General features: G+C 38.3%; 26 protein-coding genes and 1 riboswitch. Of the genes, 5 read left to right on the top strand and 21 right to left on the bottom strand.

Annotation, left to right across the window (positions count from 1 at the left end):
* Positions 1–94 precede the first annotated feature (94 nt).
* From ypeB to prsW, 3 genes are all read right to left on the bottom strand, one after another.
* Positions 95–1,447 (bottom strand): germination protein YpeB, encoded by a 1,353-nt coding sequence (gene ypeB, locus BQ5321_RS16960; RefSeq protein WP_071395612.1) that lies wholly within the window; start codon positions 1,445–1,447, stop codon positions 95–97.
* Positions 1,448–1,460: 13 nt separating this feature from the next.
* A complete protein-coding gene (gene sleB, locus BQ5321_RS16965; RefSeq protein ID WP_071395613.1) occupies positions 1,461–2,390 on the bottom strand; it encodes a spore cortex-lytic enzyme in 930 nt (309 codons plus the stop codon).
* A gap of 157 nt (positions 2,391–2,547) precedes the next feature.
* Positions 2,548–3,231 carry a glutamic-type intramembrane protease PrsW gene (prsW, locus tag BQ5321_RS16970; protein ID WP_071395614.1) on the bottom strand — a complete coding sequence of 228 codons (684 nt, stop codon included), beginning with the start codon at positions 3,229–3,231 and terminating at the stop codon, positions 2,548–2,550.
* A gap of 146 nt (positions 3,232–3,377) precedes the next feature.
* On the opposite strand from prsW, the gene BQ5321_RS16975 reads away from it, so the two are divergent.
* The gene (locus tag BQ5321_RS16975; RefSeq protein ID WP_071395615.1) at positions 3,378–4,343 is read left to right on the top strand and encodes an asparaginase; all 966 of its coding nucleotides are present in this window, start codon (positions 3,378–3,380) and stop codon (positions 4,341–4,343) included.
* 46 nt (positions 4,344–4,389) lie between these two features.
* Here the strand turns inward: BQ5321_RS16975 and BQ5321_RS16980 are convergent, their stop codons facing one another.
* The 4 genes from BQ5321_RS16980 to BQ5321_RS16995 form a co-directional block, all read right to left on the bottom strand.
* Positions 4,390–5,367: a YpdA family putative bacillithiol disulfide reductase gene (locus tag BQ5321_RS16980; protein ID WP_071395616.1), complete on the bottom strand. Its 978-nt coding sequence runs from the start codon at positions 5,365–5,367 to the stop codon at positions 4,390–4,392.
* A gap of 112 nt (positions 5,368–5,479) precedes the next feature.
* On the bottom strand, positions 5,480–6,757 hold the full coding sequence (locus tag BQ5321_RS16985; RefSeq protein ID WP_071395617.1) for a Glu/Leu/Phe/Val family dehydrogenase: 1,278 nt from the start codon (positions 6,755–6,757) through the stop codon (positions 5,480–5,482).
* Between the two features lie 264 nt (positions 6,758–7,021).
* Entirely contained in the window at positions 7,022–7,597 is a 576-nt protein-coding gene (locus BQ5321_RS16990) for a genetic competence negative regulator (RefSeq protein WP_071395618.1), read from the bottom strand.
* Positions 7,598–7,728: 131 nt separating this feature from the next.
* On the bottom strand, positions 7,729–8,508 hold the full coding sequence (locus BQ5321_RS16995) for a metallophosphoesterase (RefSeq protein ID WP_187143755.1): 780 nt from the start codon (positions 8,506–8,508) through the stop codon (positions 7,729–7,731).
* 172 nt (positions 8,509–8,680) lie between these two features.
* Here BQ5321_RS16995 and BQ5321_RS17000 point away from each other — a divergent pair, with 172 nt between their 5' ends.
* The 3 genes from BQ5321_RS17000 (at position 8,681) to BQ5321_RS17010 (ending at position 9,825) form a co-directional block, all read left to right on the top strand.
* On the top strand, positions 8,681–8,911 hold the full coding sequence (locus BQ5321_RS17000) for a spore coat associated protein CotJA (protein ID WP_071395619.1): 231 nt from the start codon (positions 8,681–8,683) through the stop codon (positions 8,909–8,911).
* On the top strand, positions 8,908–9,168 hold the full coding sequence (locus BQ5321_RS17005; RefSeq protein WP_071395620.1) for a spore coat protein CotJB: 261 nt from the start codon (positions 8,908–8,910) through the stop codon (positions 9,166–9,168). The genes BQ5321_RS17000 and BQ5321_RS17005 overlap by 4 nt, the downstream gene beginning before the upstream one ends.
* An 87-nt stretch (positions 9,169–9,255) precedes the next feature.
* Positions 9,256–9,825, top strand: coding sequence for a manganese catalase family protein (locus BQ5321_RS17010; protein WP_071395621.1), 570 nt, complete (start codon positions 9,256–9,258; stop codon positions 9,823–9,825).
* A 38-nt stretch (positions 9,826–9,863) separates the two neighbouring features.
* On the opposite strand, the gene BQ5321_RS17015 is transcribed toward BQ5321_RS17010, so the two are convergent.
* From BQ5321_RS17015 to BQ5321_RS17035, 5 genes are all read right to left on the bottom strand, one after another.
* Positions 9,864–10,322 (bottom strand): YpbF family protein, encoded by a 459-nt coding sequence (locus BQ5321_RS17015; RefSeq protein WP_071395622.1) that lies wholly within the window; start codon positions 10,320–10,322, stop codon positions 9,864–9,866.
* A 76-nt stretch (positions 10,323–10,398) separates the two neighbouring features.
* Entirely contained in the window at positions 10,399–11,076 is a 678-nt protein-coding gene (locus BQ5321_RS17020) for a LysM peptidoglycan-binding domain-containing protein (RefSeq protein ID WP_071395623.1), read from the bottom strand.
* Between the two features lie 13 nt (positions 11,077–11,089).
* A complete protein-coding gene (locus BQ5321_RS17025) occupies positions 11,090–11,701 on the bottom strand; it encodes a CPBP family intramembrane glutamic endopeptidase (protein ID WP_390622173.1) in 612 nt (203 codons plus the stop codon).
* 51 nt (positions 11,702–11,752) lie between these two features.
* The gene (locus BQ5321_RS17030; protein WP_071395624.1) at positions 11,753–13,243 is read right to left on the bottom strand and encodes a RecQ family ATP-dependent DNA helicase; all 1,491 of its coding nucleotides are present in this window, start codon (positions 13,241–13,243) and stop codon (positions 11,753–11,755) included.
* Positions 13,240–14,295: a YpbB family protein gene (locus tag BQ5321_RS17035; protein ID WP_071395625.1), complete on the bottom strand. Its 1,056-nt coding sequence runs from the start codon at positions 14,293–14,295 to the stop codon at positions 13,240–13,242. Before BQ5321_RS17035 ends, BQ5321_RS17030 begins: the two co-directional genes overlap by 4 nt.
* A gap of 283 nt (positions 14,296–14,578) precedes the next feature.
* Between BQ5321_RS17035 and BQ5321_RS17040 the strand changes: the two genes are divergently transcribed.
* Positions 14,579–14,827, top strand: coding sequence for a ferredoxin (locus tag BQ5321_RS17040; RefSeq protein WP_071395626.1), 249 nt, complete (start codon positions 14,579–14,581; stop codon positions 14,825–14,827).
* Positions 14,828–14,934: 107 nt separating this feature from the next.
* Here the strand turns inward: BQ5321_RS17040 and BQ5321_RS17045 are convergent, their stop codons facing one another.
* From BQ5321_RS17045 to BQ5321_RS17085, 9 genes are all read right to left on the bottom strand, one after another.
* Positions 14,935–15,540 (bottom strand): ECF transporter S component, encoded by a 606-nt coding sequence (locus BQ5321_RS17045; RefSeq protein WP_071396959.1) that lies wholly within the window; start codon positions 15,538–15,540, stop codon positions 14,935–14,937.
* Positions 15,541–15,713: 173 nt separating this feature from the next.
* Positions 15,714–15,851: riboswitch (FMN riboswitch) on the bottom strand.
* 184 nt (positions 15,852–16,035) lie between these two features.
* A complete protein-coding gene (locus BQ5321_RS17050; RefSeq protein WP_139187822.1) occupies positions 16,036–16,752 on the bottom strand; it encodes a peptidoglycan DD-metalloendopeptidase family protein in 717 nt (238 codons plus the stop codon).
* Positions 16,753–17,022: 270 nt separating this feature from the next.
* On the bottom strand, positions 17,023–18,807 hold the full coding sequence (locus BQ5321_RS17055) for an ATP-binding protein (RefSeq protein ID WP_071395627.1): 1,785 nt from the start codon (positions 18,805–18,807) through the stop codon (positions 17,023–17,025).
* Positions 18,804–19,520, bottom strand: a complete 717-nt coding sequence (locus BQ5321_RS17060; RefSeq protein WP_071395628.1) for a response regulator transcription factor — start codon at positions 19,518–19,520, stop codon at positions 18,804–18,806. The genes BQ5321_RS17055 and BQ5321_RS17060 overlap by 4 nt, the downstream gene beginning before the upstream one ends.
* A gap of 133 nt (positions 19,521–19,653) precedes the next feature.
* Positions 19,654–20,838: a c-type cytochrome biogenesis protein CcsB gene (ccsB, locus tag BQ5321_RS17065; protein ID WP_071395629.1), complete on the bottom strand. Its 1,185-nt coding sequence runs from the start codon at positions 20,836–20,838 to the stop codon at positions 19,654–19,656.
* Positions 20,839–20,850: 12 nt separating this feature from the next.
* Positions 20,851–22,476, bottom strand: a complete 1,626-nt coding sequence (gene resB / locus BQ5321_RS17070) for a cytochrome c biogenesis protein ResB (protein ID WP_071395630.1) — start codon at positions 22,474–22,476, stop codon at positions 20,851–20,853.
* Positions 22,477–22,495: 19 nt separating this feature from the next.
* The gene (gene resA, locus BQ5321_RS17075; protein ID WP_071395631.1) at positions 22,496–23,020 is read right to left on the bottom strand and encodes a thiol-disulfide oxidoreductase ResA; all 525 of its coding nucleotides are present in this window, start codon (positions 23,018–23,020) and stop codon (positions 22,496–22,498) included.
* Between the two features lie 146 nt (positions 23,021–23,166).
* Positions 23,167–23,889, bottom strand: a complete 723-nt coding sequence (gene rluB / locus BQ5321_RS17080; RefSeq protein WP_071395632.1) for a 23S rRNA pseudouridine(2605) synthase RluB — start codon at positions 23,887–23,889, stop codon at positions 23,167–23,169.
* Between the two features lie 210 nt (positions 23,890–24,099).
* The gene (locus BQ5321_RS17085) at positions 24,100–24,627 is read right to left on the bottom strand and encodes a spore maturation protein (protein WP_071395633.1); all 528 of its coding nucleotides are present in this window, start codon (positions 24,625–24,627) and stop codon (positions 24,100–24,102) included.
* Positions 24,628–24,629: the final 2 nt, after the last annotated feature.

A 24,629-nucleotide genomic window follows, 5' to 3' on the forward strand; every position in this document is an offset into this window, starting at 1 on the left:
ATTATTGCCACTGACTCACAAAAAAAACATGACCTTCATCCCTTGCCTGAAGTGCACTTGTGCAAAGGGTGAAGGTCATATATAAGATTCGATATTACACTATCTTTTCATAAATGGGTTCAGCATTTTTCATCTTTTCCACTTTTTCTTCAATTCCTGATTCGGCATTAATAAAGATGCGATACGTATCCTGATCAAGTGTTCCCATAAACTCATAGCATAGGACTTCCTGATTCATATCATTCATAATCACCGCTAGGCCATCTTCCATGACCTTCACCTGCGGATTAATCTTCTTTCTTGCTTCTTCTACCGATAGTGATGGTTTAGCCAGCGTTCGCTTGTCATTAAGCGACTTCAAATAATCTTCTTCTGAAAAACCAACGATTTGACCATTATCAAGGGCAACCTTCATTTTTACTGATTCAGGATAAATTCTAACCCCATCTTCAGCTTTAACAAAAGTAAAGACACCTAGATTATCATATTGGGCACTTTCAAACATTGCTAAGCCTTCAAAGCCATTTTCCTTCAGGAACTGCAATGCTCTATTCCCCGCATCATTCAAGCTAATTTTCTGCTCCTTAACCTCTCTCGATAGAATATACCAGATAGGGTAGCCTCCCTTTCTTGTTATATCCATATTCGCTATTTGTTTCGTTTTCGCATCTTCAAGTGAGACACTGAAAAACTCATAATGGGAACCATCACCATTTTTAGTAATGTTAATTTCCACATCATTTCCTAGTTTTGCATATTTTTTGGCAATTTTCACCGCTTCATCTTTCGAGATATTCTTCCCCTTCAAATTATTAAAACCATCATCATTCTTTTGCATACTGACAAAAGCGGGTCCGAAGTCTGTTTCTCCGTAGCTGTCAACTGCTTTTTCAACCGTCTTAAAGCCATCAATAATTGTATTATCACCCGTTTCTTTCCCTGTTGCGAGCGCCAGCTCCACATCCATCCAACGCAGATTATTTTCCAAGGCCATATGCTGGACATTTCTTAACTCGTTTTGAATCTCCTCAGCTTGCCCGTACAGTTCCTTTAAGGCTTTGTATTCTTGGTCACTTAAAGGTTCCTTCTCAAGATCTCGAATGGTTGCCTGATAACTAAAGTCACCAATCTTTGATAAAAACTCTTCCGTTTTATTAAACGGGAGCAGGGTTAATGGCAGCTGTCCGACATCATTATGTGCCTGCGAGGTAATCTTCCAAACCTCTGCTAAGGCAGGCGATAATGACTCACGAGAATTCATAGCTAGTGTGGTTCCAATTTTGTCATGCAATAAATCAACCTGGTAGGTTAAATCATGAAAAGCTCTTTGATAATTATTTTCTGCATTAAGTAATACTGCATTTTTTTCCCGATGCTCCTGATATCCCCATAAAGCCGTACCAGCAACACCTAATGACAACACGGTAATGACAATTCCTCTAAACAATGTACTCACCTCTTTATTTGCAGAATATATGCTTACCAATCTGTTTGATTTGCGGTCGTGTCCATATCCATCCGCTTGTTGCCGTATCAGGATTAAAATAATAAATGGCATCACCGGTTGGATCCCAGCCATTTATCGCATCAAGCACTGCTTTTTTAGCTTGTTCGTTAGGCGTAAGCCATATTTGTCCATCTGCTACAGCTGTAAACGCACGAGGTTCAAAAATGACTCCGGATACTGTATTCGGAAAGGAGGCACTGTTTACCCGGTTTAGAATAACCGCAGCAACAGCTACCTGCCCAATATAAGGCTCCCCCCTTGATTCTCCATAGACAGCATTTGCCATTAATTGAATATCATTTTGTGAAAAACCATTTGGTACATTCGCGGCAGTCGGCTTATTGCCTCCTTGTGGTGGTGCTGCGTTTGGTTGGGCCTGTTGCTTTGTGTTTGCCTGTGACTGCGGCTTTGCCTGTGGCTTGGCCTGCTGCTGCGGTTGAGCCGCTGGGGCTTGTTTTTGTTGATTACCGCCTGCAGGCGCTTTGGCTGTCGGTTGCTTCTGTTTATTTAAATCTGTTCCTCCATAATGAGAAAATTTATTACCTTTATTGATCTGCTCCTTCACAAAGCTCTCATTGTATTTAGAAGCCTTCACGAGCTTATTTTTTGTTTGCTGTCCTGCCAGTCCATCAATTGGCAGACCAAACTCATATTGAAAATTTCTTAATGCCCAGTAGGTGCCCCAGCCGAAAACACCGTCAATTTTCCCATTATAGAAGCCTAAATATTGTAAACGGGATTGAAGCTCGATGACATCATCACCAACAGACCCTTGCTGAACAACCTGATTGGAAAAAGCATTCACTCTCTCATGAGATGGGACAATGAATAAGAATATAGAGAAAAGGACGATGAGTTTTGATTGTAAAATTATTCTTTTCATGGTTCTACTACCCCCAGTTGTAAATCATTCTCACATTAACCGTATTTTTTGTATTAACTGTTTTTTTATACAATAAAAGTACAAAAGAAACATAATTTTTCCAAAAACATGCGATACAGTACCTGGAAAATGAGTCTAAAGGAAAGCAAAAAGCCCTTCATTCACAGGAACGAAAGGCTTTTTGCATTTCAGCATATTGTTCACTCAAGGTATGTGCTTTTTTTACTTTCCTTAAACCGAGCCACCAGAGAAAAATCATAAATGGCAGCATAATATAGACCCAATTTGTTTGTGATATAAGGATATAATCATAAATTCCATGCAGTAGAAAGGGAAGGAGAAAGGATAAAATTAGCCATTTTCGGTTGGAGGAGGAAGAAAATTTACCTTTTCCAAGATAATACCCCATGATAACGCCGAATAGAGCGTGACTGGAAACCGGCAGAAGCGCACGTCCAAGTGCAAATTCAAGTCCGTTTGCAACTAAATACAAAATATTCTCCATAGTAGCAAACCCAAGTGAGACGGAGGCTCCATATACAATCCCATCATACGGTTCATCAAAATGCACGTGGAGAAATGCAGTGTAATAGACAATAAACCATTTAAAAAACTCTTCCAGTAAACTAGTTGAGAGAAACGCATCGGCTAAACTAGAATGTATAATATTTTCCGTTTCCAGTACATACTGAATAAACATAATGGGAAATACAAGCAATGAACCGAATAAAAAAGTCCTGATTACCAATGAAATAGGTTCAACACCGAAGCGGTCCTTTAAGTAAAAATAACATAATAAGGCTAAACCAGGTGCAATCCCGGCTGATAATATTCCCAGCATTAGCCGTCCTCTTTTCAATCTATTTTCCTTAATCCTACCATGATATGATACTATTGAAAATGACCTATTTAAATCAATAGGAATAATTTGGGAAATGAAAGCTATTTTGACAATCATAGATTTACCATTATATGGAGGCTTTAGCTATGTCTAAGAAAATTCTAATTATTCATACCGGCGGCACCATTTCCATGAGCGAGGATGAAACAGGTACCGTGAAACCAACCGGTCAAAATCCAATTACACAGCATACAAAGGAATTAACTGATTTAGGTGAACTCCTCATCGAAGAACCCTTTCAGTTACCTTCCCCACATATTACCATGAAAGAAATGCTAGTATTAAAAAAAATGATTGAAAATTATAGTGCACAGGAAATAGACGGAGTCGTTATTACACATGGAACCGATACTCTCGAGGAAACAGCCTATTTTCTTGATTTAACAACCGATACAACATTTCCAATTATTGTCACAGGAGCCATGAGATCCAGTAATGAAATTGGTTCAGACGGCTTATACAATGTTATTTCAGCGATTAGAGTCGCATCTAGTGAAGAGGCTAAAAATAAAGGAGTACTTGTTGTCTTGAACGATGAGATTCATACAGCAAGTAATGTGACGAAAACGCATACCAGCAATGTATCAACCTTTCAAAGTCCACAATACGGGCCCATCGGCATTGTAACAAAAAGAGGCATTATTTTTCATCATTCCCCGCTTGAGCTGGAATATTATCGTACGAATCATATCGAAAAGCGTGTCGCGTTACTGAAAGCCCATGCTGGAATGGATTCCTCTCTATTTTATGCTATCAAAGAGCTACATTATGACGGGATTGTGATTGAGGCACTTGGTCAAGGGAATCTGCCTCCTGATGCAATTGAGGGCATTAAGGCAATATTAGCTGAAAATATCCCCATTGTTCTTGTATCACGCTGCTTTAATGGAATAGCCGAGGATACCTACTCCTACGAAGGTGGTGGATCCCACCTAAAAGAGCTTGGCGTCATATTTTCGAATGGCTTAAATGGCCAAAAAGCAAGAATAAAATTACTAATTGCTCTCGCCACGACAAATGATATTAATAGGATTGAGCAGATGTTCCAATAATGACAGTTTAAAGAAAGGTCCCCACCGTGAGGACCTTTTTTACGTTTTATGATAAGGATTGAGTCTCCTTTTGCTTTAAAGCACCGGCAATCTTTCCACCATGAAAACGCCCATTTTCAATAAAAATTTCATTCGCTTCATTTCCGGCAGCAATGACACCGGCAATAAAGACACCTTTGACATTAGTTTCCATCGTTTCTTCATGATAATGCGGACGACCCGATTCCCCATCAATTTCGACACCCATTTTTTTTAGAAAATCCTTATCAGGATGGTAACCGGTCATTGCAAAGACAAAGTCATTCTTAATCGTAAATTCTTGATTGTCTTTCACATATGTTAAACTATCTTCTGTTATTTTTGTGACAACTGCCTCCCACACCATTTGGATTCGCTCATTTCGAACATGACCCTCAAATTCGGGCAAGATCCAAGGTTTTATCTTCGGAGAATACTCGCTGCCCCGATAAATAACCGTCACTCTTGCACCAGCTTTAACGAGCTCAAGAGTGGCATCAACACCAGAATTCTTTAGCCCAATGACAACAACATCTTTGTCGAAATATGGATGGGCTTCTTTAAAATAATGCGAAACCTTTGGTAATTCCTCTCCCGGTACACCGAGATAATTCGGATGATCATAGTAGCCGGTTGCAATAACAACAGCTCCTGCCTCATACTGAGCTTTATCAGTTGATACCAGAAAACTGGAATCGTTTTTCTTTACTTCCGAAACTTTTTCAAAGGCGTTTACGCGGATATTTTTTCTTTTAACCACTTCTCGATAATAGGCTAGTGCCTGGCTCCTATTCGCTTTACGTGTTTCTGTAATAAAGGCTACATCACCAATTTCTAGCTTATCGCTTGAGCTAAAGAAGGTTTGATGTGTTGGATAATGATAAATCGCATTGACAATATTTCCTTTCTCTATAACGAGCGGAGTAATTCCCACTTCCTGTAACGCAATTGCTGCAGACAATCCACATGGACCACCGCCAATAATAATAACCTCTTCCTGTCTCATTCTTTGTTCACTCCTAAACTTACTTATCTATCATCATAACTGGCAATAAAAATAACTCCTATCTTTACTATGATAGGAGTTTTCCTTAAAAGATTCAATATTATATGATAACCTATACCCAGCCACGGTACCTAGAAGCTTCAGCCATTTTCCTGACTCCTACCATATAGGCTGCCAGCCTCATATCCACACGGCGGTTTTGAGAGGTGTCATATATATTATTAAAAGCCTTCACCATTACTTGTCTCAACCTTTCCTCTACTTCCTCTTCTGTCCAATAATAGCCCTGATTGTTTTGAACCCATTCAAAGTACGAAACGGTCACACCGCCGGAGGATGCTAGTACATCGGGTACAAGAAGAATACCACGGTTTGTCAAAATTTCAGTTGCCTCCAAGGTTGTGGGTCCATTTGCTGCTTCCACAACTATTTTCGCATGAATATTATGTGCATTCTTTTCGGTAATTTGGTTTTCGATAGCGGCAGGAACAAGAATATCACAATCCTTTTCCAACAGCTCCTGATTCGTTATCGTATGGCTGAACAGCTTCGTAACTGTGCCAAAGCTATCCCTTCTGTCAAGTAAATAATCAATATCAAGACCATCTGGGTCATATAATGCTCCGTATGCATCCGAAATACCAATCACTTTTGCACCCGCATCATTCATAAATTTTGATAGGAAACTACCTGCATTTCCAAAGCCCTGAACAATGACTCGTGCCCCGTTTAATTCAATCCCCTTTTTCTTAGCAGCTTCACGAATGCATATCGTAACCCCTTTAGCCGTTGCAGATTCGCGCCCATGCGAACCACCAAGCACAAGTGGCTTGCCGGTTATAAACCCCGGAGAATTAAATTCGTCTATCCGGCTATATTCATCGAGCATCCAAGCCATAATTTGGGAATTCGTAAAAACATCAGGTGCTGGTATATCCTTTGTCGGACCGACAATCTGACTAATGGCTCTTACGTAGCCACGGCTTAATCTTTCTAATTCCCGAAATGACATATCGCGAGGATCACAGACTATTCCACCCTTCCCTCCGCCATAAGGCAGATCCACAATACCACATTTTAAGCTCATCCAAATAGAAAGTGCCTTTACTTCCTTTTCGGTTACATTTGGGTGAAATCGAATACCGCCCTTTGTCGGACCGACGGCATCATTATGCTGGGCGCGGTAGCCTGTAAAGATTTTTGTTGAACCATCATCCATTCGCACCGGGATTTTGACCGTCATCATCCTAATCGGTTCTTTTAAAAGCTCAAACACTTCCTCAGGATACCCAAGCTTTTCAAGAGCTTTGTGTACGACCGTTTGCGTGGATTTGAGTATATCAAGCTTTTCTTCCTGCGTTTTACTTTCTTTACTATTATCGGCTACCATATATGAACCTCCTAAAAAGCAACAATTGTTGTCATCTTAGAGAAATAGTATACCGCTTAGTACTCTTTATGCAAGGATAAAGATTTTTTATTTGGAATTTTCCAAAATATTATCCCGCTATTATCTATGTATTGAAGATCATGACCAACCATTAATCCCCCACTTTTTGACTGCAATGAATACGATGATTAAAAAAGCGGGGGATATGCTAAAAGCGTTTGTATTATTGTCATCTTCGAAAAACCCCCTTAACCGGAAGATTTTTCATTGAAAGTATGTCAAGATTTGATTGACGGCATGATTTTCCATGATCATTTTTCCGTATTCCTGGATGATATGAATACTGATAAAAGACGGATTACCATATTCCGCTAAGATTGCAACTATTTGAGTCTGAATATCCGCACAAACATTATCAATTAAAAAGTAATAAATATTATTCATGGAGTAAAGTGTTCCACCGGAAAAACCGATTGCCGCTAACCTTTTGGCCAATTGAATAACATGCTCAAAATCATCGATTTCAAACAGAATTTCGACATTCCCCTCCAACGTTACTTGCATATCAATAAAGCTGTCCCCAAAGACATCTTCCTCCTGTTCTTCCACGGTTACAATCATGACCATTCCCTGTGCCTGCATGGAGAAAATCTCTACTGCAACAGACCCCTGGAAATCTACATCAAAGGTCTCGCTTGCTTCCTCAAGCATATCATGAAAAAGCTGGTGCCACTTTAATGAATCCTTCCATATATCGTCTTTCGTTAGACCTCTGTCAAATAAATCATCTAGAGATAAAAATATTTTTATTTTGTTAGCATTCAATCGTTCTAAGCGCATGATTATGCCCCCTACCGTGAACAAACTCTTAATGTAGTGTATGAAAAAATACCATGTTGGTGAGTCGTCTACATTGGCTGTAGGATAATATTATATTTATGTCATCTTATTCTTTCATTCAGGAGCGGTGATTAGCTATGCTTATGTTGGATGGTCAATATATGAGTCTCTGCTTTGGCCCCTAAACGCAATGGAACCCCTGTTGTCCCATAGCCATTACTTATCAGAGTCGTACGATTTGGCTCAATCTTTAAGGCACCTTTCTCGTATAAACTAAAGCCCAATAGATGAATTTGACCTCCATGGGTATGTCCGGATAGCATAAGCTGTATCCCCTGATCGGAACGAAGCTTTCTCGAGATTTCTGGATTATGACTAATTAATATTTTAAAGCTTTCCTTATCAGTATTGATAAGGGCTTGATCAATATCTGCTTGATTGGTACTTAAATCATCAACACCAAGAATGAAAAAACGATTTCCTTTCCCATCCTCAAAGGGAATAGATTGATTGACGAGGACCTTTATGTCAAGGTTTAAAAAAAGGGAATTTAAATAGGCCACATCTACTTCATAATCATTATTACCCCATATAAAAATGACTTGCCCAAGCCTTTTCAATTGAAGCAGATTTTCCTTTACCCTTTCCATAGGTACACCCTTTTCCGTAATATCTCCGCCAATAATGACAATATCTACCTTACCTTGTACCTGTTCCATTAAATTTTCAGTGATTCGCCGGCGATGAATATCCGAAATAAAGAAAAGCCTCACTTTTCCAAAACTTTCTGGAAAGGAGGAGAATTCCAATTGATGGTACACCACTTTATCGGCAAAAGCTTCTTTATACATATAGAATAGTAAACATACTCCCAGCAAAATACCTATTGTTAATATTATGATAATTTCCATATATCCCCCAAATAGTATAAATCATTCTTTAGTCTTTCAATTCCAATCTTTAGAAATCATACCATAAATGACGAAAAAGACTAAAAAAACTGTTCAAAAGAGCTGAACAAAAAATATACATAGAACGTCGTTTCCTTCATATGATTTACAGACGCATAAAAAGGAGGTCTGTATGTTTACAACTACAAAGTATTATCATCCATATATAAGTCCTTTTGATCCTTGCCAACCAATTACTACAAAGAGCTATTCTACTCCTCCTCAGCTATATGTAGGATTCCAACCACCAAACCTCGAACAGTTTTCACCGATGGAGGCATTACGTGCAGGAACGCTTTGGAAAATTTTTTATGACCCCTACTACAATCCGTATGAGCTGGCGAAGGGGGGCATTAAAGGATGAAGCAGCTACCACCGGAATACTACCAGCTCCTTGAACAATTGCAAGCGGTCGACTTTGTACTCGTTGAGCTAACCCTTTATTTGGACACACATAATGATGATGTAGAAGCGATTAATCAATTTAATCAATGCGCCAGCGAACGTAGACGTTTAAAAAAGGCCATTGAAAGTAAATTTGGACCCCTGCAGCAATTTGGCAACAGCTACTCAGGATGCCCCTGGAACTGGGATGACCCACCATGGCCCTGGCAAGTCTAAGATGCGGAGAGGGCTTGCTCAGGGACAACTAGCGTAAGATGAGACGCCTTGACTAGCTGCGACAAGCTTAAGGAGGAATGGAGCAGAATGTGGATTTATGAGAAAAAATTACAATATCCTGTACGTGTCAGTAAATGTAATCCGATGTTAGCAAAATTTTTAATTGAACAATACGGTGGTGCCGACGGAGAATTAGCGGCTGCTCTTCGCTACTTAAATCAGCGATATACCATTCCTGATAAAGTTGTTGGCCTTCTCACTGATATTGGAACCGAGGAATTTGCTCACTTAGAAATGATTGCCACAATGGTCTATAAATTAACGAAGGATGCCACGCCAGAGCAATTGAAGGCCGCTGGTTTGGGGGCCCACTATGCTGACCATGATAAAGCACTTTTTTACCATAATGCCGCTGGAGTACCCTGGACTGCCACCTATATTCAAGCAAAGGGTGACCCAATTGCCGACCTTTACGAAGATATTGCTGCGGAAGAAAAAGCAAGAGCCACCTACCAATGGCTTATCAACATGAGCGACGACCCCGATATCAATGATAGTCTTCGTTTTTTAAGGGAAAGAGAAGTCGTTCACTCGCAACGTTTTCGTGAAGCAGTCGAAATTCTCAAGGATGAACAAAACAAACAGAAATTTTTCTAATCTTCTTTTAGAAAATAAATAAGAGCAGTAATCTGCTCTTATTTATTTTCATGATATAGATTTATGTCATAGTTCTTTTTCATCATCTCAAATACAAGATGACGATTAATCCATGCATCTTCCTTCTTCCATAGGTCTTTACTTTTATCTATTATTTCACAGCGTAAGGCATGAAACTCCTTCTCGGCCTTATCCCGTTTTTGTCGATATACATTCATTAAGCCGAATAAACCCATTATCACCATTAGCATAAATAAATTACTTGTATGATTGACAAAGTTTGAGAAAAGTACAGCAAAAGAATATGAATAGGGAATCATCATCGTGTAATAAAGAAAAACAAAATAGACTAAAGTAATCAAAATCCCACTCCACATCATGATTAAATGGATGCGTGTCAGCCTGTCAAACTTTTGTTTTCTCTCAACTACCTTTTGCAGCATTTTTCTTGTCGCTTGGTCCGTCCTTTCGTCAAGCATCATAATTGGTGACTCCATGTTATCCCCGCCTCCCATACCAATCTATGAGCTTGTCCGAGGATTTATGAATAAAATCCGGAACTTGAGTCCGGATTTACTTGTTTAATGGAATAATAAGAACCTGTCCGACCCTAATTTCATTGGATGTAAGACCGTTCGTCGCTTTTATCGTGTCAATACCGGATTTCGATTTGTAATACATCATTGAAATCTTAAAAATCGTCTCACCTGGTTTCACCGTATGATAGACGGTTTCCTTTGAATGGGTTTGTAATGAAACATCATTGCTTTCCCCTAAAACATTTGAAACAACTGCTTCTTTTTCAATCATATCCTGCTGTTCAAGGTCGCTAGCCTGTTCATTCCCTAATACATCTTGAATGGCAGCATTATCCTCTTCAACAGTATCACTATTTTCATTTTTCAATTCTACAGGCTCCTCAACATCGCTATCCTTAGAATCCTCTATATCAATAAACTCAAAACCATCCGTTGATTCCCCAACAACAGGCTCTGAATCACCTATTTTATCCTTTGTCATCGCAGAATAAATGCTAAAGATTGTAATCGGGAGCAAAATGAAGAAAAGTACCAATAAGCGAATGACTGGATATTTAAGCTTCCATTTATTTTTTTTCCTTTTTTGTTGATGCACTCGGCTTCTTGGCGGCAGTTCCTCACGATCAACGACCTGGCCTTCTGGAAAATCTGCCGGTTTTATTTTTTGTCGCCGTCTTTCTACTTGATCTCTGTATGGATCCTCTTTATTCATCTAATTTCCCTTCCTATTCTGTTGTGTTGCTTTTCCCGTATGTATAGTTAATAAAACACCCTAGTAAAAAATCAATTAAAAAGTGCATAAAAATAGTGACAAGTAAATTTTCTGTTAGTAAGTAAATAAAACCGATGAAAAAGCTTAATAGTGTGACGTTTAATAATAAAAACCAATTAAATAGATAACGGTAGTGAATGACTGCAAAGACTAGACTTGACACAATTAAGCCAAAATGAGTCTGAATCACTCCTCGAAATAATATTTCCTCGCTAATGGATACCATTACAGCAATGAAAGCTATCTGATATATTGACCTTCCCTGGAAAATTCGTTTGTTTAACCCGCCATCATCATAATATTCCTCAGTTAAAAGCTTCATTAATAGTAAATCAAGGAAAAACACAGCAAGTCCTGCTGTTCCTCCAACAAGCAAAATCTCAGTATCTTTCCATCTAAATAACTGAAAAAATTCAGTAAAGCTATCAAATAAAAATATACCGAAAATAAATGAACACAGGAATAGTAAAATTTGCGTAAAATACAAGGAAAGTAGTAATTGCTTGTCTGTTACCTCTTGAATAAGATTACGTTTGTTTTTCATCATTTCAGCTCGCTTATACAAATCAAGTTAATCCATTTTATTAACGAATACAGTCTAACATAGTCCATTCTATTAATTTAATAATATATCAGCTAATCGCTGTTTCCAACTAAATTCGTCATAATTATTGGTCATAACCGGTAATTCATGAAATTGACGCCATTTCAATCCACAAATATCACAGCAGTTTTCCGGCTTATTTCCAGCCGCTCTCTCTCCAAAATATTCAAGAATTCTTTCTCTTCGGCAGCTTTTCGAAAGAGTCCATCCAGTCATAGAAGCAATTTTTTCCCTTTTTAATTGTCTTCTTTTATCAAGCTCTTTTTTATACTGATGACAAATTTGCTTCACATCACCAGGCACATCAAGTTGCAACAAGTAATCACACAGCATTCGCCATTGTATTTCGGTAAATCCTCCCATCCTTTGAAGCTGCTCTTGAAACGGCAGCTGATAATAGGAAATTTCCTTTGATACCTCCAACATATCAGCAAGCCAATCAAGCTGCTCTGAGGATGGTATTTCTGACTCTGCGAGCTGATATGCTAACTGCTCATCTCCTGTTGAATATAATAGGACGGCTATACTCGGTAGGCCATCTCTTCCTGCCCGTCCTATTTCTTGAAGATACGACTCCATTTGCTGCGGCATATGAAAATGAATGACAAACCGAATATTCTCTTTATTAATTCCCATGCCAAAAGCACTTGTCGCACATATAATATCAAGCTGATTGTGCAGAAATTGCTGCTGAATTAATATTCTTGATTCCTGATCCATTCCGCCATGATAAGCCATTACCCGCTGAACCCCCTTACTTTGCAAGAATTCAACCGCCTGCTCCGCCATCTTTTTACTTGAAAAATAAACGATTCCCGGAGCAGCAAATTTAGCAATATGACCATAAAGAAGTTCCCATTTTTCCTGTTGACTTTCAGTTTGTTGAACGGTCAAGGCGATGTTTGGTCTGTCAACAGAAGAAATCACTTTTTTACAATGTTCAAGCTCTAATATATTAATGATATCTATTATTACCTTTTTAGTTGCTGTTGCTGTTAGGGCTAGGGTCAGGGGACGTCCTAATTTTTTACGTACTATACCAAGCTTCAGATAATCAGGTCGAAAATCATATCCCCACTGAGAAATACAATGAGCCTCGTCAATGACAAATAAAGAAATATTTATGCGCTGAAAGAGCTCCATAATACGCTCATTAGCTAATGTCTCAGGGGAAATAAAAATAAATTTATACTGTTCTAACTGACTTAAAACCCTTTTTCTCTCCATTCCGGTAAGAAAGGAGTTGATTGCCACCACGCTTTTTTCACCATTCATCTTCATTTGCTCTACTTGATCCTGCATTAATGATAATAACGGAGAAACAACTAATACATGGCCAGGAAGCAGATAGCCTGGAAGCTGATAACAAAGTGATTTTCCTGTACCAGTCGGAAGCATGGCCATCGTATGATAACCATCAAGAACAGTAGTAATCACTTCCTTCTGCCCTGCCCGGAAGGAAGAATATCGAAAATATTTTGTCAAATACTTTTCCAGCGTCATAGTTCTTCACCATACTTTGCTAATACGAGTCTTATTTCGAAATAACCAGCCTGCCCCACCATGCTGCGAATCTGCTTAAGCTGCTTTGTCTGTAGCTTTTTGGCTGCCTGCTTGATTAAGTTTTGCTTTTCAGCGGAAACATAAGCATCAATCGTAAAGTTTTCTACATTTAACGCTAACTCAACAAGATGATCTTCAATTGTGCTTTTTTTTAAGCCTCGAATGGTCATAATATCTGTAACGGAATGTCCTTGCTTTAATAACGTATAGGTTTTTTCCGTTGAGTTGGTTAAATTATGTTTTTGCGGTTTTTCTATAAAAAAAGATAAAATTGGGAAATGTGCCGGATTTGTCTCAATATGTCCGATCATATAATGGAGAATACTTAAAAAATGGTAATGATAATAGGCTTGTTCCATTTGAAAATTCTGTGCCGCCTGAACTTCCGTGTAGCCAATGGACCGATATCCAGTCAGTCTTATGACAAGATAATCAGGATTAAGCGAGGGGTCACTTTCTAAACAGCTAACCAATTCTTGATATATTTGCTTTCCAAGTGAGTCTCTGCTCAATCTGTTATGTGCAAGAAATTGTCTTATCCATAACAAGGTTTCTGTTTTTCTTTGTACCGGAAGATATTTGGACTCACGTTTCTTTAAATTTGAAATAACCTGAACAGCAAGAGATAATCTTTCCCAAAAAACAAGCGATGTTCGTTGATGTTTCCATCCATTCACATGTTTTGGAATCGGCGTTTCGGCTAGTCCCTTTTCCAGTTGCTTTACTCCTTTTTCCGTAACAGCATAATGCTGGGCAGCTTTTTCGATAATCAGCTGTTCATTAGATAACTCTGTAACCATCGTTTCTAATTGCTGCCTACTTATATTCGTTTCTGTTTGAAATAATGGTGCTAAATGAAACAAATGGGCATCCTGAATAGTTTGGGAGGATTTTTTCCCCTGTAATAAATGATAGATTGAATAAATCGTCCGTTCACCCTGTAATTTATGTAAACAGTAAAGAATCATTAATTGGTTAAAGGTCAGCTTCATTTCATCACCATACCATATCTTTTTCTGTCAAATTTAGATAATTTGTTACCAGAATCACTGAAAACTGTCTGATTTTATCATATCATGAAACAGTGGAACTAGTTATTATAATATATGTTCCATGAATTTCATAATAAAAAGCTTAAATGGTATTCTCAATATTTTTTCTATTGAAAAGTTTTTCATACAGCTTTACAATAGGGAATAGAAAAAGAGTTTATCGTTAAAGTTTTTCGTTAAGACGATAACAATAAAAGCTTATATTTTTTGGGAGGTTTTATTAATGGCAAAATATACTATCGTAGACAAGGAAACATGTATCGCATGTGGAGCATGTGGCGCAGCTGCACCAGACATTTATGATTATGATGATGAAGGTATTGCATTTGTAACACTTGATGACAACCAAGGAGTTGTTGAAATTCCTGATGTATTAATTGATGATATGATGGATGCTTTTGACGGCTGTCCTACAGATTCAATTAAAATTGCTGAAGAGCCATTCGATGGAGACGCAACTAAATTCGAATAATTTCATGAAATAATAAGCTCCCTCATAGCAGGGAGCTTTTTTGATAGCTATTTAATACTGGATTATGTGAATCAATGAATAAAAGCACCTATCAGGTGCTTTTTATTTTATACTACTTTTCTCACCTTATACTCGTTGTAGGAAGCTTGTTTTTTCAGCCAGGTTCCCATCTTTGTGAATAGGAGCATAAATACGATTGACATTGCCAAACCTTTTATGAGGTTAAACGGAAGTATTCCAGCAACAATATATTGACGCATTTCCGTTGCACCCATGGCCGGCCAGTTAAGGAAAAATGTGTACGCTGGTATTAATACATAGTAATTCAGAACACTCATAATCGTTGACATAATTAATGAACTGACGATTAAGGCAATCGTCATACCCTTTTTCGTTTTCATTTTATTATAAATATAATAGGTTGGCAGAATAAAAAGTAGTCCTGAAACGAAGTTTGCAAAGTGCCCTACTGGAACACCGGTTTCACTACCTGTCATAAAATAATCAAGTACATTTTTTAAGAGTTCAATTATGATACCTGCCATTGGTCCAAATATCAAGGCCCCAATTAATGCAGGAAGATCACTAAAGTCAATTTTTAAAAAGTTTGGGAATGGTGGAATTGGAAAATTCACCAACATTAAGACGTACGCTATGCTGCTTAACATAGCAATTGTAACTAATGCTTTTACTTTGTTTTGCCCTTTACTCATTTTTCTCTCTCCTTCTTTTGGATCCATCATCTCCAAAGAAGTAGGTTCAGCTTCACAACACTCCAATAAAATTCCATTAAAAAACCTCAAGTATGGAAACTTGAGGGAGAATTCATTAGAAGGTATGCTTAATAAGCATTCAGTTAGAATTATTTTTTTGAATGCTGCTAAACCTCCATCTTCTCCCATCCAGACTGTACTGTCGGCTTTGGAATCGCACCAAATCCTGCTTAATCAAATCAAGCTCACGGGCTTAGAGTATTTCACTCATCACCGTCGGTCGGGAATTTCACCCTGCCCCGAAGATAGATCATATTTTGTTTTTGTTTTACACGATAATTATACTGAAAGAAAACCTCGTTGTGAATATATCAGCCTATAATCTAGACATAAAACTTTCTTCTCTGCCACTTTTTCGACAAAAGTTCGTGAATATCCTGCAAAAACAGTAAAAAAAGAACAAAGGGACAGCTTGTCCTATTGTTCTTTTTTAGCTTAATCAACCATTAACCTTTGTTGAGGCGTAATCAGGTCATCCTTCAAGCCATTTTTCATTTTCAATTCAGTGACACTCATCTTTACTTTTTTGGCAATCGAATATAATGTATCACCCTTTTTCACAACATAAGTATTATGGTTATTAGCCATAAATCTACCGGCCGTTTCAATAGCCTGCTGATCCTTTTGCAGTGCAGCAACAGCTTGTCCAATTTTTACCTCGCCTAATGCCAGCATTGGATTAACTGCATTTTTCTTATCAACTGTCCAATGAGATTGATGTACTTCAAAATGAAGATGGACACCGGATGAATCACCTGTGCTCCCCATTTTACCAATGACCTCTCCTCTCTGAACTCTTGCCCCCTCATGAACATTTCTTTCCTGTAAATGAGCATAAACGGTCTCGAAGCTTTTATCATGCTTGATAAACACAACATGTCCATATGTATCTGAATAATAAGACTTAGAGACTACTCCAGCTTCTACAGCATGAATGGAGGTTCCTGGGGATGATGCTATATCAATCCCCATGTGCTGTCCCTGTCTAGTACCGAAAGAATCGGTAATGACTCCATCGGAGGGCCACATCCAATCTGTTGTCATCTCGTTTATGTTGCTGGCAGCTTCTGCGTGTTTTATGCCCAAAAATAATAAACTTACACAAAGCGCCATTATTCCAGCAATCAAAAAACGTTTTATGTATTCTCGCAATTCTTTTCCTCCTTGATCTAGTACCTCTTTTCAAACTATGTATACCTAGTATGATTTAGAACTACGTATAGGGGTCACTCCTTTATTTACGGTTAACGGTACATTAGAGCAAATTAATAGAGAGCAGCTGCAAAAAACACATCTATTAGAATACGGAATAATAGTCTCTTTTATACGAAAAAACGCATTATTTATAAAAAATAAAAAAGGAAGGATAAAATCCTTCCCCCATGTTTTGTTTCGTGTGAATCAAGAACAATCGGCAAATTATTAGCTTTTTTTCGCATTTCTTGGGATATAAAAGGAAAAAGATGTCCCCTTCCCGAGAATACTTTGTACTGTAATATGACCATGATGGGCTTCAATAATATTTTTCGCAATTGCCAAACCCAGCCCCGTGCCCGATCTGCCCCGTGTTCTTGCTTTATCGGCTTTATAAAAGCGTTCAAATACAAAGGGAAGATCTTCCTCAGGGATTCCAGCTCCATTATCCTTTACTTCAATATAGAGCCCTCTTTCATCACTGCGTTCAATAATCGAAACTTCTCCTCCTTCAGGTGTATGACGAATCGCATTATCGATAAGGTTCGTTAATACCTGTTCAACCCGATCCGAGTCAAATTCAAAGAATTCCACCTCAGTTTCTTGGTCAAATAACAAAGAAATATCCCTTTCTTTTGCGGGCCCTTGAAACTTTCTTTTGATTTTATCCAAGAAAGGACCAATTTCTACTTGATCAAGCATAAGATTGAAATACCCTGATTCCATTCTTGCCAAATCTAGCAATTCATTTACAAGCCTGCCCATGCGCAATGATTCATCATAAATAATCTTAGCCATCTCTCTTTTCTCTTCATGAGATTCAGCAATATCATCAACAATCGCTTCGCTGTAGCCCTGCATCATCGCAATAGGTGTCCTCAGTTCATGGGATACATTGGCAATAAAGTCACTCCTCATTTTATCCAAGGTTCTTTCTTCCGTCATATCTCTTACAACGGTAACAGCCCCACGAATATTCTTATGACTGTACAGTGGGCTGACAATCATCACCCAATATCGTCCCTGCAGAGTGATTTCTCCAATTTGTTCTTTCTCAGTACTTACAGCTAAATCAAATAATTCCATAACCTTTGATGGCACAGCAGCAGAACTATTTTCCTGACTTTTCTTTTCATAATACCAGCTTTGTAAAAATAACTCGGCTGGAGGATTCGTCATTAATATCGTACCATCACGATTAAACGTGATAACACCATCAACCATCCCACTTAATATACTGGACAGAAGCTCTTTTTCCTGACTTAAAGCATTAAGATTAAATTTCAGCTGCCTTCCCATTTGGTTAAAGGCTGTGGCTAATTCCCCAATTTCATCACGAGTTAATATCGGGACTTTAGTATCAAACTTACCCCGCGCTACTTCAAAAGCAGCCTGTTTCATTTTTCTTAACGGTGCATTAATTCTTGTAGACAGAAAGAAAGCGAAAAATGTCGTTAATATAATGGCTACTCCTGCAGCAAGTAAAATAAATTTCGTCGTTTCTCTTGCTGTTTCTTCCCCTACTTCAACCGACTGATAAATATAAACAGCACCATTTTGACCATCTCGAATGTTTAAAGGAACCCCAATAATAACGAGTTGATTATCCATTGACTTCTTATAGCGATTTGAAAAAGATGTTACGATGCTTTTGGTTTCCTTTTCCTCCATTACCTGCATTAATTCTTTATCATCAAAAAAGTAATTAACCGGAATTTTTACCGTATTAGCTTTTTCTGGTGAAGAATAATGTTCCTCAGGACTCAGGACAATCGTAGCGTTGGTTACATCATTTATTAATTCCCAGGAAATATCCAAGGCCGTTTGAAGTTCGTAATTTTCGACAATTTCCGCAATTTTCTCCGCATTCTCCACTAGATTTTGCTCATTTTGTGAAGAAGAATAATTTTGCAGAAATTCCATAATCATAATGGAAACGATAAATAATATAAATGAAACAAGTAAAAGAATAGTAAACCAAAGCTTGACAACGACACTACGCCAAAACATCATTCATTTATAACCTCAAATTTATACCCTACACCCCAGACAGTAATAATCATTTTGGCTGCCTGCTCTGAAACCTTGTTTAATTTCTCACGTAAGCGTTTTACATGCGTGTCAACCGTACGCAAATCACCAAAAAACTCATAATGCCATACTTCTTTTAATAATTGTTCACGGTCGAATACTTTATCAGGTGATTTTGCAAGGAAAAAGAGCAGCTCATATTCTTTAGGAGTCAAGCTAACCTCTTGACCATTTGCAATCACTCGATGGGCATCATTATCAATGGTTAAGTGCTGGAAAACAATGATATCTTTTGTAACAGGTTCCGTTTGAATATAGTTTGTTTTTACAGAACGTCTTAACAATGCTTTCACCCGTAAGACAACCTCACGCGGACTGAATGGTTTCACGATATAGTCATCTGTGCCAACTTCAAACCCTTGGACTCTGTTTACTTCTTCGCCTTTAGCTGTCAACATAATAACAGGCGTGCCTTTTTTCTCACGCAACTCACGGCAAACTTCAATACCATCCTTACCCGGCATCATTAAATCCAGCAGGATGACATCATAATCATTTGCCAATGCCTTTGACAAGGCTTCGTTTCCATCCTCAGCCTCTTCAATGACATAATTTTCCCTTTCTAGATACATTTTTAATAAACGTCTGATTCTTTCTTCATCATCAACAACTAATATTTTCACATTTTTATCCAAAAGAATACCCTCCTAGCAAGTATATTGTACCTAAAGAAACGGGTTTTTTCTATGATTTCATGTGCTTTCAGGAAAATATTTCTTTTTAAAAAAGCCTGCACTTTAAAAAGTGAGGCTAAACGATTATTCTTTATTATCCTGCATATGAGTGTAAACCTACAATGACAAGATTGACAGCAACTAGATTAAACATGATAATGACAAATCCGATTACGGCTAACCATGCTGATTTCTCACCATGCCAGCCTTTTGATAGACGCAAATGTAAAAACGCTGCATAAAAGAGCCATGTAATTAAGGCCCACACCTCTTTTGGATCCCAGCCCCAAAAGCGAGTCCAAGCAATTTGCGCCCAAATCATCGCAAAGATTAAAGCACCTAAAGTAAAAACAGGAAAACCAATTAAAACAGAACGATAGCTAATTTCATCCACAAGATCTGAATTAATATTTTTGACAAGCGGCTTTAACAGCTCACCAATCCGTTTCCTTGCGAACAATCGGATAAGTCCATAAAGTACTAATCCAGCTGTTAGCGACCATATCACTGTATTAAGCTTCTTCGCATCGATAATGGCTGGCATAGAAAGAAATGGTTCAAATTTCCCTTTTGTCACCAGTTCTCCTTCATGTGGTCCGACTAATGCCGGCATTGTATATTCAACCTCTGCCTCAGCACCGCCTTTATCAACCCAATTAAAGCTTGCCTTATAATCACTAAGTGAAAAAGCGGTTGTCACTGTAATAAAACCAATTGTACATATGAGTCCAAACATTACGATTTCGAGCCAAAATGTACCTTTACTTTTTTTCGTCTGGTCAATATGTTTTACAAGGTAGATTAACCCTGCGGCAAAGCTAATGGCTAAAATAGCTTCTCCCAATGCAGCAGTAATAACGTGAATATGAAGCCAGTCACTCTGCAGTGATGGGATGAGAGGAGTAATATTTCTATTAAACATACTTGCATAAGCAATGACTAAAATTCCAATTGGTAATGTGAATAGGCCGAGTAATGGAGTTTTGTAAATGAAAAAGATTACGATAAAAGCACCAATGAGTGCCATACCAAAAAAAGTTGTAAACTCAAACAAATTACTAACCGGCGCATGTCCAGACGCAATCCAGCGTATGATAAAATACCCAACCTGTGCTGCAAATCCAATTATTGTGATGGTAATCCCGATCTTTGCCCAAAGATTTAAGCTACTATTCCCTTGTCGATTTCTCTTATCCCTAATCGCCCCTCCAAAAAAAACAAGAGCAACTAAATAGAGAACGAAAGCTGTATATAATAAATTACTACTTAGGTTAACCAACCTATTTCCCCCTTATCCGTTCTTTTCTTCATCTAGTTGATCAACAGGCTCTGAAATACCAGTACCCTCTAGTACTGCTGAGATTTCCTTCTTAAGTCCATACCAGTTTTTATTTGTATGGCCAGCAACCCACAGCTCTCCATTAACTTTACGCAGCCAGATTCGACGATGATTCCAATACGAACCTTGGATTACACCTAGCATAAAAATGGCACCGCCCAGAGCAAGTATCCAAAGCGTTAAATCCTTTCTAATGGTTAAGCCTGTGACATTTTTTGTTTCGACACCCTTGAAGGTCATTTTATTTTGATTATCACCATATGGTTCAATATTTTGACGAATGGCTACAAAGCTGACTTCCCCATCAGGAGTTTCGGGTGTATACATTTTAAAAATAAAGCCGGGATTATTAGGAACACTCGACTTTGTGGATGGTTCTCCACCTTTATTAAATTGAAAATCCGGAAAATAGCTTAGCATTTCAACATAATATTGATCAGAAAGAACATATTTCTCTTCTGGATGAAATAAATCAACCGTCATGGTCCCGTACTCTTCATTTGTGGTTTTATTTGTGAGTGCAAAGGTCATTTTATCGAGTTGATTTAACTTATACTCAGATTGGTAAACAGCAAATTTCTCAAATTTCAAAGGCTGATTGACACGAATTTCATAATCCTTTACCTTTTCAAGCTCAGGTGTAACTCCTGGAATGGAATTACCTTCCTTTTTATAAAGAGTTACATTGGATTGATAATTTTTAGGGACCATTCCATTTTGTTCTAGAGCAGCATCAAAGACCTCTCCATCCTTTTGGGCATCATACACTTCAAGTACAAATTGGTCATTTTTCAAATAATACTCGCCCTTTGTCTCTGGAATGACCTTTGTCTCCCCTTCACGTAACCAAAGAACCTTATCCACATACATCCCGGGAACGAATCGCAACATTCCGCCAATTAAGAAGATTATCAGTCCAATGTGGTTGACGTATGGACCCCACCTTGAGAACCGTCCTTTTTCAGCGAGAATATTTCCATTTTCCTCTCGAATACGATAACGTTTCGCTTGTAATTTTTCTTTCACTCTCTTGAGCGCATCCTCAGATGACTCTGTCTTTGAAATGCCAAATAAGCGTTGACGCTTTAAAAAACCTTCATGCCTTGTCACGTTTTGCGTTTTCAATGCTCTGTATAACGGGACAACACGGTCCAGTGAGCAAATGACAAGTGAAACACCAATGGAAGCAATTAATAATAAATACCACCAAGAGCTGTATAAATTATGGAAACCTAGTTCATAATAAAGTTGTCCGATCCAACCGTATTGGTCCTTATAATATTCAGCAGCCGGTAATGTAGGCGGAATATACATTTCCTGCGGGAAAAGCGTCCCAAGCGCTGAAGCTACCAAAGTAATAACAATCAACCAAACTCCCACTTTAACAGAGGAGAAAAAGTTCCATATTTTATCAACGATCGTTTTATTATAGGTCTGAGAGCGGCGTGCACTGCCCTCATACCTCATGTCTAATAACTGTTTGTCTGTCTCTGATATATCCAATATTTTTCCGCACGCCTCGCACAGCAAGGTTCCATGCGGATTGACGTGCCCGCAATCACATTTTACCTCATTCATATTTTTAAACTCCCCATGTTCAAGGTTGTATTTGTTCCATAAAATCCTGTACCATTTCTTCAGTCAGTTGTCCTGTGTGGGATTTCACTACAGTCCCGTCCTTATCGATTAAAAACGTAATCGGTAATGGATTTATTCCATAGGCAGTTTGAACATCTCCTGTTTTATCAATGACAGCAGGAAAAGATAATTGATGACGCTGCATAAATTGATTGACGGCAAATTCTGTTTCCCCAACGTTTACAGCTAATACCTCTACCCCTTGGTTTTTAAATTGCTGATACTGATGGTCAATATATGGAAACTCCTCCTCACAAGGCTTGCAGAAGGTACCCCAGAAGTTCAAGAACACGCCCTTTCCTTCATATTCTGACAAACGATGCTTATCCCCATTAAGATCCACTAATTCAAAATCAGGAGCCTTTTCGCCAATTTCAACCTTCTGTATTTTATCTTTAGTTGCGTTCGCATATAATGCATAACCGACGGCTATAACCAGTAAGGATAGAATAATCGTTCTCATCCATAAGCGCCGTTTTTTCATGTGTTTCTCCCCTCCCCAGAAAGTGTTTTTAACCCACACACTTAACGCTTTACTAGTATAATATCAGAAAATTGCGTAGTTTGACATTATTATACCATTTTCAACATCCCCATGTTGTTTTTATACTTCATCAATTTGTGACACTTCTATGAATTTTCCGCCATCACTCGAAGCTGCTTTACTTCATGCGCCGTTAGCTCTCTGGCCTCTCCAGCCTTGAGTCCATGCAATGTTAAAAATGCGTATCTTTCGCGTCGAAGCTTCATTACCTGACAGCCTATTGCCTCAAACATTCTACGCACCTGTCTGTTACGCCCCTCATGAATGGTCAATTGAACGATTGAAGTGCCTTTTCTTTTATCAAGTGATAGCATTTTTGTCCGTGCAGGTGCTGTTTTCCCATCCTCTAACACGATTCCTTTTTCTAAGCTTCTAAGTTGTTCTCTTGAAGGAATCCCTTTAATTTTTGCAATATACTCTTTTTCTATTTCGTTTCTTGGATGCATGAGAAGATTGGCAAATTCCCCATCATTCGTTAGCAATAATAAACCTGATGTATCATAATCAAGCCTGCCTACCGGATAAATCCGCTGCTTAATCTCAGGAAAATAATCTGTAACTGCTTTTCTCCCCTTTTCATCCTGGACACTCGAAATAACTCCGCGTGGTTTATAAAAAAGAAAATAAACCGGCTCCTCCTTTTCCACCGGTATCCCCTCAACTTCTATTCTATCTGATGAGGATACCTTCACCCCAAGTTCCTTCACAACTTTACCATTTACCTTTACCTTACCCTCGAGAATCATTTCTTCTGCTTTTCTTCTCGATGCAAAACCAGCATGGGCAATTACTTTTTGCAGTCTTTCCATCTAGTCACCTCTATTAATAACTTTCTTAGTTTATCAAATCGTTCATCTTGAATTATGCCATAATATATTATTTTTTCAAAATAAAAGTGATAATTAGTACAGACAAATCGACATTTTTTAACACAAAAAAAACACTGACATTCATCCATCAATAATGAGTGTCAGTGCTTTTTCAATTTTGCCAACTAAACATCGCATATTCGTGATGCTTTAAAAGACTAGAACAACCACTACTATTGCGGCAATAATTCCAACTAAGTCCGCTAGAAGTCCAACCTTTAAGGCATCGCCCATTTTTTTTATGCCAACTGCCCCAAAATAGACAGTCAGGACATAAAAAGTCGTATCAGTGCTCCCCTGCAATACCGCCGCCAATCTGCCAATAAAAGAATCCGGTCCATGTGCAGCTATAAGGTCACTTGTCATCCCAAGTGCTGCATTGCCAGAAATCGGACGAATAATCGCTAGTGGAGCTATTTCAGCAGGCACACCAATGGCTTCCAGAAACGGGCGTACTAGGTTCATAAAATATTCGAGAGCTCCTGAAGCGCGAAAGATAGAGATCGCAACAAGCATTCCAACTAAAAAAGGAATGATTGAAAAGGCAATTTTAATTCCCTCTTTCCCACCCTCAACAAAGCTTTCATAGGTTGGTACTCGTTTAAATGTTCCATAGAGAAGAATAAAGCCGATTAAAATGGGAATAAACCACAAGGATATTATCGATACAAATTCCATCT

The organism is Bacillus tuaregi, assembly GCF_900104575.1.
GTDB classification, from domain to species: domain Bacteria; phylum Bacillota; class Bacilli; order Bacillales; family Cytobacillaceae; genus Bacillus_BD; species Bacillus_BD tuaregi.

Bases quoted from the DNA above. Each gene is read 5' to 3' on its own strand.
- BQ5321_RS17020 (WP_071395623.1), bottom strand. From the start codon at position 11,076: ATGAATAAAGAGGATCCATACAGAGATCAAGTAGAAAGACGGCGACAA.
- BQ5321_RS17040 (WP_071395626.1), top strand. From the start codon at position 14,579: ATGGCAAAATATACTATCGTAGACAAGGAAACATGTATCGCATGTGGA.
- rluB (WP_071395632.1), bottom strand. From the start codon at position 23,889: ATGGAAAGACTGCAAAAAGTAATTGCCCATGCTGGTTTTGCATCGAGA.
- BQ5321_RS16995 (WP_187143755.1), bottom strand. From the start codon at position 8,508: ATGGAAATTATCATAATATTAACAATAGGTATTTTGCTGGGAGTATGT.
- BQ5321_RS17005 (WP_071395620.1), top strand. From the start codon at position 8,908: ATGAAGCAGCTACCACCGGAATACTACCAGCTCCTTGAACAATTGCAA.
- sleB (WP_071395613.1), bottom strand. From the start codon at position 2,390: ATGAAAAGAATAATTTTACAATCAAAACTCATCGTCCTTTTCTCTATA.
- BQ5321_RS16975 (WP_071395615.1), top strand. From the start codon at position 3,378: ATGTCTAAGAAAATTCTAATTATTCATACCGGCGGCACCATTTCCATG.
- BQ5321_RS16980 (WP_071395616.1), bottom strand. From the start codon at position 5,367: ATGAGACAGGAAGAGGTTATTATTATTGGCGGTGGTCCATGTGGATTG.
- BQ5321_RS17000 (WP_071395619.1), top strand. From the start codon at position 8,681: ATGTTTACAACTACAAAGTATTATCATCCATATATAAGTCCTTTTGAT.
- BQ5321_RS16990 (WP_071395618.1), bottom strand. From the start codon at position 7,597: ATGCGCTTAGAACGATTGAATGCTAACAAAATAAAAATATTTTTATCT.
- BQ5321_RS17010 (WP_071395621.1), top strand. From the start codon at position 9,256: ATGTGGATTTATGAGAAAAAATTACAATATCCTGTACGTGTCAGTAAA.
- BQ5321_RS17085 (WP_071395633.1), bottom strand. From the start codon at position 24,627: ATGGAATTTGTATCGATAATATCCTTGTGGTTTATTCCCATTTTAATC.
- prsW (WP_071395614.1), bottom strand. From the start codon at position 3,231: ATGCTGGGAATATTATCAGCCGGGATTGCACCTGGTTTAGCCTTATTA.
- BQ5321_RS17030 (WP_071395624.1), bottom strand. From the start codon at position 13,243: ATGACGCTGGAAAAGTATTTGACAAAATATTTTCGATATTCTTCCTTC.
- BQ5321_RS17055 (WP_071395627.1), bottom strand. From the start codon at position 18,807: ATGATGTTTTGGCGTAGTGTCGTTGTCAAGCTTTGGTTTACTATTCTT.
- BQ5321_RS16985 (WP_071395617.1), bottom strand. From the start codon at position 6,757: ATGGTAGCCGATAATAGTAAAGAAAGTAAAACGCAGGAAGAAAAGCTT.
- BQ5321_RS17045 (WP_071396959.1), bottom strand. From the start codon at position 15,540: ATGAGTAAAGGGCAAAACAAAGTAAAAGCATTAGTTACAATTGCTATG.
- resA (WP_071395631.1), bottom strand. From the start codon at position 23,020: ATGAAAAAACGGCGCTTATGGATGAGAACGATTATTCTATCCTTACTG.
- BQ5321_RS17035 (WP_071395625.1), bottom strand. From the start codon at position 14,295: ATGAAGCTGACCTTTAACCAATTAATGATTCTTTACTGTTTACATAAA.
- resB (WP_071395630.1), bottom strand. From the start codon at position 22,476: ATGAATGAGGTAAAATGTGATTGCGGGCACGTCAATCCGCATGGAACC.
- BQ5321_RS17015 (WP_071395622.1), bottom strand. From the start codon at position 10,322: ATGGAGTCACCAATTATGATGCTTGACGAAAGGACGGACCAAGCGACA.